We start from the raw sequence: 11,423 nt of genomic DNA, 5'->3' as shown, positions 1-11,423 counted from the left end.
GGTCGCGGTCGGCCGCGCCCTGGGCGCCGAGCTCGCGGCCGGCGTGCTCGCCGCGGGCGCCCCCGGGCTGCACCTCTACACGTTCAACCAGCACCGCGCGGCGCTCGACCTGCTGCACGACGTCGGCCTGCGCACGCGCGTCGAGCCCGCGGCCTGAGGTGAGCCCGACGACGGACGCGCCGTCGGCGTCCGGCGCGTCGTGGCACGCTGGAGCCGTGCGCAACCCCAGCCCGGCCGACCTGCGTCGATGGCGCCGGCACCTCGCTGACGAGCGTGCCGAGGCCGCCGTGTACCGCGAGCTCGCCGGCCGCCGCACGGGCGAGGAGCGGCAGATCCTGCTCGCCCTCGCCGAGGCCGAGGGCCGGCACGCCGCCCACTGGGAGCAGCTCCTCGGCGACCAGGTCGGCGCGCCGCACCGCGGCGACGTGCGCTTCCGCATCCTCGCCTGGCTCGCGCGGCGCTTCGGCTCGGTCTTCGTCCTCGCCCTCGCGCAGCGCGCCGAGGCGCGTGCGACCTACGAGCGCGACGTCGACGCCACCGCGACCATGGCGGCCGACGAGCGGATCCACGAGGAGGTCGTCCGGGCGCTCGCCGCGCGCGGCCGCAACCGGCTCTCGGGCACGTTCCGGGCCGCCGTCTTCGGTGCGAACGACGGCCTGGTCTCCAACCTCGCGCTCGTCATCGGCGTCGCGGCGGCCGGCACGCCGCAGCACACGGTGCTCATCACGGGGCTCGCGGGGCTGCTCGCGGGCGCCCTGTCGATGGGGGCGGGCGAGTACATCTCCGTCCGCTCGCAGCGCGAGCTGCTCGCGGCCTCCACCCCGAGCGCCGCGGCGGGGCACGCCCTGGCCCACCTCGACGTCGACGCCAACGAGCTCGAGCTCGTGTACCGCGCACGCGGCATGGACGCCGACGAGGCGCGACGGCGCGCCGACGAGGTGCTCATCGACATCGCGCTCGCCGGCGGCGGTGCGCACCACGGCGAGGCCGAGGGACGCCCGCGCGGCCACGCCCCGATCACGCGGCACACGGCGCACACCGCGTTCGGCGCGGAGGGCACGGAGGACCACGAGGTGGTCGGGTCCGACGTCGGTGCCGCGCTCTCGAGCTTCTGCTTCTTCGCCTCGGGCGCCGCGGTGCCCGTCCTGCCGTTCCTTCTGGGCCTCGACGGGACGACGGCGCTCGTGGTCGCGACCGTCGCCGTGGGTGTCGCGCTGCTGTGCACGGGCGCCGTCGTGGGGCTGATCTCCGGCGGGCCGCCCGTACGGCGCGCACTGCGCCAGCTGGCCATCGGCGCCGGTGCGGCGGCCGTGACGTACGGGCTCGGCATGCTCTTCGGGACGACGGTCGCATGAGGACGCCGTCGGACCGCGCACGTCGCCGTACGGACCGGTAGCGTCGGCGCGGCGACCAAGATCGGAGGTGGCAGGACGATGAGCGACGACGCCGTGGGCCTCGTGCTGGATGCCCAGCACGCCGACGTCCAGCACGCCCACGCCGAGCTGCGCCGCGTCGAGGCGCAGCTGCGTGCGGTGCTCGACGGCACCGCCGACGCCATCGCGCGGTACGACGCCGACCTGCGCTTCCGCTACCTCAACCCCGCCGGTCAGCGGATGCGCGGGCTGTCGCTCGCCGAGCTCGAGGGCCGCACCGACCGCGAGGCCGGGATGCCCGAGCCGGCGGTCACCGCGTGGGAGGCGGCGCTGCGCACGGTGCTCGAGACCGGCGAGCCCACCGAGCTCGACTACGGCGGGCCCGGGCCGGACGGCGAGGAGGCGTTCTTCCACACGCGCCTCGCGCCCGACCTCGACGCGGCGGGCGACGTCGTCGGCGTCCTCACGTCCTCCCGGGACGTCACCGAGCTCAAGCGGGCCGAGCGCGCGCTCGCCCACCAGGCGCTGCACGACTCCGTGACCGGCCTCGCGAACCGGTACCTGCTCACCGACCGCATCACGCAGGCGCTCGTGCGGATGGAGCGGTACCCGAGCCGCATCGCGCTCTACTTCGTGGACCTCGACCACTTCAAGCGGGTCAACGACACCTACGGGCACGAGGTGGGTGACCGCGTGCTCGCCGACGTGGCGCAGCGGCTCCAGAGGATCGCCCGCAAGCAGGACACGGTGGCCCGGCTCGGCGGGGACGAGTTCGTCGTCCTGTGCGACGGCGTGCTCTCCGACGCGGACGCCGAGGACATCGCGGGCCGCGTCGTCGCGGCGCTGGCCGCGCCCGCCGTCGTCGACGGGCACAGCATCGCGGTGTCCGCGAGCGTCGGCGCGGTCCTCACGGACGACGCGACGTCGAGCCCCGCGGCGCTGCTCCGCGGCGCCGACGCGGCGATGTACCGCGCGAAGCACGACGGCCGGAACCGCTTCGCCGTCTCCGCCTGACCGGCGCGTCAGGCGGCCGAGGGGTCCGCGGGTGCGTCGGTCTGCGCCGGGCGGGCGAGGGCGGCGACGTACCGGGCCTCGCCGCGGCGCAGGGTGCCGATCGAGAGCAGCACCGCCGCGACGGCGAGCGCCCCGCTGACGACGACCACGAGGAAGCCGCCGTGGCTGCCCGCGCGGTCGATCTGGGCGCCGGCGATCGACGAGCCGAACGAGACGCCGACGCCGAGCGACGTGCCGACCCAGGTGAGGCCCTCCGTGAGCTGGGCGCGCGGCACGAGCTGCTGGACGAGGCCGTTGCCGTTGACGAGCGTCGGTGCGATCGCGAACCCCACGACGAACATCACGGCCGCGAGCACGGCCAGGCTCGTCACGAGGAAGAAGAGCCCGACGCCCAGGGCGAGCGCGACCGTGCCGATCGTGAAGCGCCGCCACAGGGGGCTCACCCAGTGCCGTGCTCCGTACCCGAGCCCCGAGATCATGGACCCGGCCGCGAAGACGGCGAGGATGAGGCCGGCGGCGCCCTTGTTGCCCTCCTCCTCGGCGAACGCCACGGTCGCGACGTCGGTCGCGCCGAAGATCGCGCCGATGCAGACGAAGACGACCGCGAGGACGACCATGCCGCCCGAGCGCAGCACGTGCCGGTGGCGCACGCCCGGCTCGCGGACCGTCGGCGGCGGCTCGGTGGCGCGCTGCGAGAAGAACCAGGTGCCGCCGACGAGCACCGCGACCGCCGGGACCACGAGGCCGGCGACGGGGTGCACGCCCGTCGCGAGCAGGGTCGCGAGCACCGGGCCGACGATGAACACGAGCTCGTCGAGCGCGGACTCGAGCGAGTACGCCGTGTGGATCTCGCGCGGGTCCTGCAGGAGGTGCGACCACCGTGCGCGGACGAGGGCGCCGACGGAGCCCCCGGCGGCCCCCGTGAGCACCGCCGCCGCGTACAGCCACAGCGGCGAGGCCCGCACGAGCGCGGGGAGGACGAGGCCCACGATGCCCACGGCGGTGAGCGCGACCGCCGGCCGCATCACGCGTGCCTGCCCGTACCGGTCGACCAGCCGCGACAGCTGCGGCGAGACCAGCGCGTGCGTGATGACCTGGACCGCCGAGATGCGTCCGGCCAGGCCGTAGGAGCCGTAGACCTCGGACACCATGAGCACGATGCCGATGCCGACCATGGACATGGGCAGCCGCGCGAGCGCCCCGGCGGCGGAGAACATGGCCGCACCAGGGCGCGCGAGAACCGCACGGTACGGCTGGAGCATGCGCCCAGTCTCCCAGGCGGAGCGGCCGCAGCGCGCCGGGACCCGGGGAGTCATCCCGCGTGTGACTTTCACCCCGGCGCCACAGCACGCGCGCCGCCGGACCGTGAAAAGATCAGCGCGCCGACGGCCGAGCGCGGACGGCCGGTCGGGGGCGCCGCTCGCGACGGCTGCAGGGAGGGGGCTCCGTGGGGCGCACCGGGCAGCCCGGGGTGCAGGACCGACCGGGTGCCGTGCTGCCCGGCGAGCCGCAGCGGGTGCCGCCGTCGCCCGTCGCGCTCGCCGCGTCGGCCGGGCGGCGCCGCCTCCTGGCGCCGTCGGTGGTCTACGGCCCCGTCGGCCTCGCCCTGTTCGCCCTCGCGACCTTCGTGCTCGCGCTGCTCGCGCTGGGTGCCACGCCCATCGACGCGCAGGCCGACGTCGCCGCGTGGTGGCCCGCCGCGGGACTTGCCGTGGTCGCGATGCTCTGGGCGCCGCGGGACCGCCTCTGGCTCGTCACCGTGGTGGTCGTCGTGGCCAGCGGCGCCGCGAACCTCGTCGTCGGCCGCCACGGGCCCGCCGCGCTCGGCTTCGGCCTGAGCAACGCGCTCGAGCCGCTGGTCGTGGCGCTGCTCGTCCGTCGCCACGGCCCTCCGCGGCTCGCGAGCCTCGAGGACCTCTTCCGCCTCCTCGCCGCGACCCTCGTCGGCGCCCTCGTCATGGGGGTCGGCGCCGGCCTCACGGTGCTGCTCGAGACCGGCGCGGGCTTCCTGAGCACCGCCGGGACGGTGATGACGAGCCACTGCGCGGCGATCCTCGTGGTCGCACCGCTCGCCATGCGCTCCGCGGGGGCCCGTGCGCCCGGCCGCCCGCCCGAGGCCGTCGTGCAGTGGACGTCCCTGCTGGTCGTGACCGTCCTGACGTTCGCGCCGGGCCAGGAGCTTCCGCTCACCTTCCTGCCGATGCCGTTCCTCGTCTGGGGTGCCGTCCGGCTCGGCGTCCGCACGGTCTGCGCCCAGCTCGTGCTCGTCGCCGTCGTCGTCACGTGGTCGAGCCGGTACGGCGGCGGCCACATGGCGGTGCACACCGGCGCCGACAGCACGCTCACCGCCTCGCTCATCCAGGCCTACCTGCTCGTGTGCGCGCTCGTCACCGTCCCGCTCGTGGTCACGGTGGGGCAGCGGCGCGCGGCGCTCGAGAGCGTCGCCGCGAGCGAGCGGCTGTTCCGCCGCGGGTTCAGCGACGCCCTGCTCGGCATGGTGCTGCTGCGGCGGTGCCGGCCGGGCGGCGACCACCCCGAGGTCGACGATCCCGGCCACCACAGCGGCGCGGGGCTGGACGTCGTCGAGCTCAACGACGTCGCCGCACGACTGCTCGCGGAGCTCCCGACCCACGGCGACCCGACCGATCGCGACCCGGCCCACGGCGACCCGACCGACGGCGACCCCGCCCCGGGAGCGGCGCTCGTGGGGAGCTCGTGGACGGCCCGTCTCCACCCCGACGACCGGAGCGACGTGCTGGCCCGCTCGGCCGAGATGTCGGCCGGCACGCTCGACGGCTGGCGCGGCGAGATCTCGCTCACGTGCGCGCTGGGCGCGCGCTGGATCGAGGTGGCGCTCTCGCCGTTGTCCGCGAGCGCGGGCGACGACCTGTTCGTGGCGCAGATGGTCGACGTCACGGCACGCCGGGCCGCCGAGGAGCGGCTGACGGCGCAGGCGACGCAGGACAGCCTCACGGGCCTCGCCAACCGGGCCTTCCTGCTCCAGCGCGTCGACGAGGCGGTCGCGGCGCTGCCCGGGGACGGCAGCGGGATCGCGGTCCTCTTCTGCGACCTCGACGACTTCAAGGACGTCAACGACTCGGCCGGCCACAGCGAGGGCGACCGGGTGCTCGTCGACGTGGCGCGCCGCATCGAGGCGGTCCTCGCGCCCGACGACGTCGCGGCTCGCCTCGGCGGCGACGAGTTCATCGTGCTGCGCCCCCACGCGGCGGACAGCACGGAGGCGGAGGCCCTCGCCGCCGAGCTGCTCGCCGCGCTCGCCGCGCCGGTCGTCGCGAACGGCCAGCCCGTCGTCGTCGGCGCGAGCATCGGCATCGCGTGGGGAGCCCCCGGCGCGACCGCCGACGCGCTGCTGCGCGACGCCGACGCGGCGATGTACGCCGCGAAGGCCGAGGGCAAGCGCCGTGCGGTCGTCTTCTCGGACGAGCACCGCGCCCGGGTCGCGCGGGTCGCGCAGACCGAGGGCGAGCTGCGCCGTGCGCTCGCCGGCGGCGAGCTCGAGATGTACATGCAGCCCGTGGTCGACCTCCGCGACGGACGGCCGGTGGCCGCCGAGGCCCTCGTGCGCTGGAACCACCCGGAGCGCGGCGTGGTCGGCCCGGACCACTGGCTGCACGTGGCGGAGTCGGCCGGCCTCATGCCCGAGCTCGGCACGTGGGTGCTGCGCCGCTCGTGCGAGCTCGCGGCCGCCTGGCCGGAGCCGCCGGGCCGCCCGGCGCCCGCGGTGCACGTCAACGTCTCGGCGCGTCAGCTCGAGGTGCCCGGGTTCGTCGAGGTGGTGCACGAGGTGCTCGCGGAGACCGGTCTGGCGCCCGGCCGCCTCGTCCTCGAGTTCACCGAGACCCAGCTCGACACGATCAGCGAGGCGCTGCTCCACGACCTGGGCCGGCTGCGCGCCGACGGCATCGCGCTGGCCGCGGACGACTTCGGCACCGGCTACAGCCCGCTGACCCGCATCACCGAGCTGCCGATCACCATGATCAAGGTGGATCGCGGGTTCGTCGACGCGATGCTCGACGACGTCCGCAGCCAGGCGATCGTCACGACGCTCGTGCGGCTGAGCGACTCGCTCGGGCTCGAGCTCGTCGCGGAGGGCGTCGAGACGCAGGAGCAGGCGCAGGCGCTGCAGATGCTCGGCTGCACGACGGCGCAGGGCTACCTGTGGTCACGGCCCGTCCCCGCCGCCCAGTTCCACGACAGCCTGCGCACCGCGGTGCGCTGACGGCCCGCCGCTCAGCCGGCGAGCGTCCGGGTCACGAGGTCCTGGGCGGCCTCCTGCACCTCGGCCAGGTGCTCGGCCGAGACGAACGACTCGGCGTAGACCTTGTAGACGTCCTCGGTGCCCGAGGGCCGCGCGGCGAACCATGCGCCGGGAGTCGTGACCTTGAGGCCGCCGATGGCCGCGCCGTTGCCGGGCGCCTCGACGAGCCGGCCGGTGATCGGCTCGCCCGCGAGCGTCTCGGCGGTGACCTGCTCGGGACGGAGCGAGCCGAGCGCGGCCTTCTGCTCGCGCGTGGCCGGGGCGTCGACGCGCGCGTACCAGGACTGCCCGTGCCGCTCGACGAGCTGGGCGTGCAGCTGGGACGGCGAGTGGCCGGTGCGTGCCGTGATCTCGGCCGCGAGGAGGGCGAGGATGATGCCGTCCTTGTCCGTGGACCACACGGTGCCGTCGTGGCGCAGGAAGGACGCGCCCGCGGACTCCTCGCCGCCGAAGCCCACCGAGCCGTCGAGCAGCCCGGGCACGAACCACTTGAAGCCCACGGGCACCTCGAGCAGGCGCCGGCCGAGGTCGGCCGCGACCCGGTCGATGAGCGCCGAGGAGACGAGCGTCTTGCCGATCGCGGCGTCGGGCGACCAGCCCGGACGTGCGCCGCCGTACAGGTAGCTGATCGCGACGGCGAGGTAGTGGTTCGGGTTCATCAGCCCCGCGTCGGGCGTGACGATCCCGTGCCGGTCGGCGTCCGCGTCGTTGCCGGTCGCGACGTCGAACGCCGTCGTGCCGTCCGCGGCCGGCCGCATGCCCTCGACGAGCGACGCCATCGCCGACGGCGACGAGCAGTCCATCCGGATCTTGCCGTCCCAGTCGAGCGTCATGAACTCCCACCGCGGGTCCACCCGCGGGTTGACCACGGTGAGGTCGAGCCCGTGCCGCTCGGCGATCTCGCCCCAGTACTCGACGGCCGCGCCGCCGAGCGGGTCGGCGCCGATGCGCACGCCGCTCGCGCGGATGAGGTCGATGTCGAGGACGTTCGGCAGGTCCGCGACGTAGGCGGACATGAAGTCGTGCTTGCGCGTCGTCGGCGCCGCGAGCGCGGTCTCGACCGAGACGCGCCGCACCCCGGCGAGGCCCGAGCGCAGCAGCTCGTTGGCACGGTTCGCGATCCAGCCCGTCGCGTCCGAGCCCGCGGGCCCGCCGTGCGGCGGGTTGTACTTGAAGCCGCCGTCGCGCGGGGGGTTGTGCGACGGCGTGACGACGATGCCGTCCGCGAGGCCCGTGCCCGAGGAGCCCCCCGTGCCGCCGACCGTCCGCACACCCTCGGCCGTGCCGGCCCCGTTGTGCAGCAGGATCGCGTGCGAGACGGCGGGCGTCGGCGTGAACCCGTCCCGGGCGTCGACGTGCACCTCGACCTCGGCCGCGGCGAGCACCTCGAGCGCGGTCTGCCACGCGGGCTGCGAGAGCGCGTGCGTGTCGCGGCCCAGGAACAGCGGCCCGTCGGTGCCCTGGCTCCGCCGGTACTCGACGATGGCGGCCGTGATCGCCACGATGTGCGCCTCGTTGAACGCCGCGTCGAGGCTCGAGCCGCGGTGCCCGGACGTGCCGAACGCGACCTGCTGGGACGGGTCCGCGACGTCGGGCGTCCTGTCGTAGTAGGCGCCGACCACGGCGTCCACGTCGATGAGGTCCTCGGGCAGGGCGGGCGTACCGGCGCGCGGGTGCATGGGCCGATCCTCGCACCGCGCACCACCCGCACGCAGCACCACCCGGCACCCAGCAGCCGCCGGGCACGCCGCACCGCCCGCACGCAGCGCCGGCAGCCGGCCGGTAGGCTCGTCGGCCATGGCCAGGAGAGCGACCGTCGAGTTCGTGCTGCGTCCCTTCGAGGGTCTGCCCGGTGAGCCCGACTGGGTGGCGATGCGCGAGGTGGTCCCCGCGGCCACCGCGACCGCCCGCACCACGAAGGAGCACGGCGCGCGCGACGTCGTCGTCACCACCGTGCTGCCGATGGCCTGGCCCGCGCTGCACCGCGGCGACGGCACGATCATGCTCGCGCTCCAGCAGCACGCGGGGTCGGGCGACGCGTCGCGCGACCTGGCCGACCTGCTGCTCCGCGCGCTCGAGCTGCCGGCCGGCACGCCGATCACCTCGGCGCCGCTGCCCGAGCCCGGCCCCCGGCTGCAGGACGTGCTCGACCTGGACGTCCCGTTCGAGGTCACCGTGCACGACGGCTTCGACTACTGGACGTCGGCCGACGCCGACCTCACGCCCGACGTCGTCGCATCGCTCGAGCGCATGAACGAGACGATCGTGCCGACGCGGCGGCTGGGCTCGGTCGACGCGGCCTACTGGGCGCGCATGGGGGACCGCGAGTACCTCCGCTGGGCGATGCCGCACGACGAGCAGGACTTCCTCGACGCGCTCGCCCGGCTGCACGCGCAGCGCCGCTCGGGCCTCGGCGACGAGGGCTCCGTCGGCAAGTTCATCGGCGCCTTCCGCTCGTGCGGCATCCTCGTGCCGGTGTGGGACCTGGCGCCCGGCACGGAGCCCGAGGAGCTCGAGGGGCCCGTCCAGGAGCTCGGGGCCCGGCTCACCGAGGCGCTCGCCGTCTCCGGCCCGCTCGACGCGAACGAGCGCCGCGCGCGGGCCGGGCTCGTGGCCCGGCAGCTGACGCTGCGCTGACGGACGCTGCCGCGCAGGCGCAAGGCGCAAGCCGCAGGCGCAGAGCGCGGGCGTGCGAGCGCGAGCGCACCTGCGCGCGCGCCCGTCGGATGACTCGCTGTTGACCCGTTCCTGGCGCCACGATGACGCGCCGTCGATCCGTCGTTAAGGTGGTCGCGTGCCACCCCGCCGTCGAGGCGCCGACGCGTCGTCGACCACCCCCAAGCAGCGCGTCGCCGTCGTCATCCCCGCCAAGGACGAGTCGCGGCGCATCGCCGCGACGGTCCGCGCGGCCCGCGCCATCCCCCACGTCGACCTCGTCCTCGTCGTCGACGACGGCAGCGAGGACGCCACGCAGCACGTCGCGCGCGAGGCCGGTGCCGTCGTCGTCCGGCACTCGCACAACCGCGGCAAGGCTTCTGCGATGGAGACCGGCGCCGCCGTCGTCGCGATGCGCGACACCGAGGACCGGCCCGCGCGGCTGCTCCTCTTCATCGACGGCGACCTCGGCGAGACGGCCGTGAACACCGCGCCCCTCATCCCGCCCGTGCTCGAGGGCTCGGCCGACGTGGCGATCGCGCTCCTGCCGCCGCAGCCGGGGGCCGGCGGCCGCGGGATCGTCGTCGGGCTCGCCCGGCGCTCCATCCAGTCGCTCACCGGCTGGACACCGACCCAGCCCCTCTCGGGCATGCGCTGCCTCACGCGCGAGGCGTTCGAGGCCGCGACGCCGCTCGCGCGCGGCTGGGGCGTCGAGACGGGCATGACGATCGACCTGCTGAGCAAGGGGTTCGTCGCGGTCGAGGTGCCGTGCGACCTGCGCCACCGGCCGTCGGGCACGGACCTTCGCGGTCAGATGCACCGCGCAGCCCAGTACCGCGACGTCCTGCTCGCCGTGAACGCGCGGCGCCTGCGGGGCGCCGTGCGCACCGTCACCAAGCGCTGAGGCAGCCACCCGGGCTGCGCCCGGCTTTGGCCTGGCTGTTCTGGCTGTCCTGCCTGCCCGGGCAGCTCAGCGGGTGGGGCGCCGAGCCGGATCGCTCAGCGGGCGGGGACGTCGACGGCGGGCGCCGCCTCGCGCGCCTGCCGGCCCGCCGCGACCTGGAGCAGCCACCCCGCGCAGACGGCGATGAGCAGCGGCACCGCCACGGACACGCCGATGGCCGGGATGACGATGCCCGAGTCGTTGACCGCGAACCCGATGCCGAGGGTCACGCCGAGCGCGACGAGCCCGGGTCGCAGCATGGGCGCCTCGTTCCCGAGCGTCGACAGCGGCTCGCCCGCCGAGAGCCAGCCGAACGGGCCGCCGTCGGGCGCGGTCGTCACGCCGCGGAGCGGCCGCAGCAGCACGAGCACGACGACGGCGATCCCCGCGAGCGCGAGCACCGTCAGCCACGTGCCACCGAGGTTCTGCAGGTTCTGCGCGAGCTTGCGCGCGATGACGCCGCCCAGGCCGCCGTCGATCACCGTGTCCACGAACCGGCCTAGGTGCGTGCGCTGGTCCGCCGGCCGCAGCCAGTCCAGCACGGCGAAGGCCGTGACGACGGCGACACCGGCGCCCAGCACGCCGACGAGCCGGAGCCAGGACAGCCGCACGCCCGCCGCCATGAGCGCGAGGACCGCGAAGCCGGGGACGAGCGCCGGAGGGCCGCCGAAGTCGCTCCCGAGCCCGGGCATGCCGTCGAGCACGGTCGCGACCAGGCCGACGACGGCGACGACGGCGGCCGCGAGCCGGCGCCGGCCCGCGCGCACCAGCGGGTCGGCGAGCACGACGGCGCACAGCAGCGTCGCGGCCGCGAACAGCGAGAACGCCGTGTTGTTGAACCCGTAGAAGCGGCCGGCCACGACGGGCTGGACGCCCATCGGCGCGGAGATCTGCAGCGGCGCCCCGAGCACGATGTCGATCGCGATGACGACCGCCGTGGCGCCGGCGACGACGCCCGCGGGCCCGAGGATCGGGCGGCGCCAGCGAGGGAGGAGCGCGGCGGCCGCGAGCACCGCCATGATCAGCACCGTGACGCCCGTGAGCGCCCACGCCGGCGAGCCCGCGCGCCACCACGGCACGGCGTTGGCGAGGATGCTCGCGACGGGCAGCGAGCCGACGACGACGCCCGCGGTCCGCAGCGTGTGCAGCACCGCGCGCG

General features: G+C 75.7%; 7 protein-coding genes and 1 pseudogene. 5 read left to right on the top strand and 3 right to left on the bottom strand.

Annotated features, from left to right (window positions below):
• Positions 1–215: 215 nt before the first annotated feature.
• Together ICW40_RS11580 and ICW40_RS11575 are read left to right on the top strand one after the other, a co-directional pair.
• Positions 216–1,355 carry a VIT1/CCC1 transporter family protein gene (locus ICW40_RS11580; protein ID WP_308121762.1) on the top strand — a complete coding sequence of 380 codons (1,140 nt, stop codon included), beginning with the start codon at positions 216–218 and terminating at the stop codon, positions 1,353–1,355.
• Positions 1,356–1,433: 78 nt separating this feature from the next.
• The gene (locus tag ICW40_RS11575; RefSeq protein ID WP_221654092.1) at positions 1,434–2,387 is read left to right on the top strand and encodes a GGDEF domain-containing protein; all 954 of its coding nucleotides are present in this window, start codon (positions 1,434–1,436) and stop codon (positions 2,385–2,387) included.
• 8 nt (positions 2,388–2,395) lie between these two features.
• Here the strand turns inward: ICW40_RS11575 and ICW40_RS11570 are convergent, their stop codons facing one another.
• On the bottom strand, positions 2,396–3,649 hold the full coding sequence (locus tag ICW40_RS11570; RefSeq protein WP_221654090.1) for an MFS transporter: 1,254 nt from the start codon (positions 3,647–3,649) through the stop codon (positions 2,396–2,398).
• Positions 3,650–3,834: 185 nt separating this feature from the next.
• On the opposite strand from ICW40_RS11570, the gene ICW40_RS11565 reads away from it, so the two are divergent.
• Positions 3,835–6,627, top strand: a complete 2,793-nt coding sequence (locus ICW40_RS11565) for a bifunctional diguanylate cyclase/phosphodiesterase (protein WP_221654088.1) — start codon at positions 3,835–3,837, stop codon at positions 6,625–6,627.
• Between the two features lie 11 nt (positions 6,628–6,638).
• Here ICW40_RS11565 and pgm read toward each other — a convergent pair whose 3' ends face one another.
• Entirely contained in the window at positions 6,639–8,345 is a 1,707-nt protein-coding gene (pgm, locus tag ICW40_RS11560) for a phosphoglucomutase (alpha-D-glucose-1,6-bisphosphate-dependent) (RefSeq protein WP_221654086.1), read from the bottom strand.
• A 118-nt stretch (positions 8,346–8,463) separates the two neighbouring features.
• Here pgm and ICW40_RS11555 point away from each other — a divergent pair, with 118 nt between their 5' ends.
• Both ICW40_RS11555 and ICW40_RS11550 read left to right on the top strand, forming a co-directional pair.
• The gene (locus tag ICW40_RS11555) at positions 8,464–9,303 is read left to right on the top strand and encodes a DUF5926 family protein (protein ID WP_221654084.1); all 840 of its coding nucleotides are present in this window, start codon (positions 8,464–8,466) and stop codon (positions 9,301–9,303) included.
• 157 nt (positions 9,304–9,460) lie between these two features.
• A complete protein-coding gene (locus tag ICW40_RS11550) occupies positions 9,461–10,225 on the top strand; it encodes a glycosyltransferase family 2 protein (RefSeq protein WP_221654082.1) in 765 nt (254 codons plus the stop codon).
• Between the two features lie 95 nt (positions 10,226–10,320).
• On the opposite strand, the pseudogene ICW40_RS11545 reads toward ICW40_RS11550, so the two are convergent.
• Positions 10,321–11,423: pseudogene (locus ICW40_RS11545) on the bottom strand (hypothetical protein); the annotation flags it as partial.

Source organism: Actinotalea ferrariae (genome assembly GCF_019733465.1).
Taxonomy (GTDB): Bacteria; Actinomycetota; Actinomycetes; order Actinomycetales; family Cellulomonadaceae; genus Actinotalea; species Actinotalea ferrariae_A.
Note: the sequence above shows the minus strand (reverse complement) of the source record. Positions and strands in the feature narration are given on the sequence as shown.

Coding starts and splice junctions, on each gene's coding strand:
- pgm (WP_221654086.1), bottom strand. CDS start 8,345: ATGCACCCGCGCGCCGGTACGCCCGCCCTGCCCGAGGACCTCATCGAC.
- ICW40_RS11575 (WP_221654092.1), top strand. CDS start 1,434: ATGAGCGACGACGCCGTGGGCCTCGTGCTGGATGCCCAGCACGCCGAC.
- ICW40_RS11555 (WP_221654084.1), top strand. CDS start 8,464: ATGGCCAGGAGAGCGACCGTCGAGTTCGTGCTGCGTCCCTTCGAGGGT.
- ICW40_RS11570 (WP_221654090.1), bottom strand. CDS start 3,649: ATGCTCCAGCCGTACCGTGCGGTTCTCGCGCGCCCTGGTGCGGCCATG.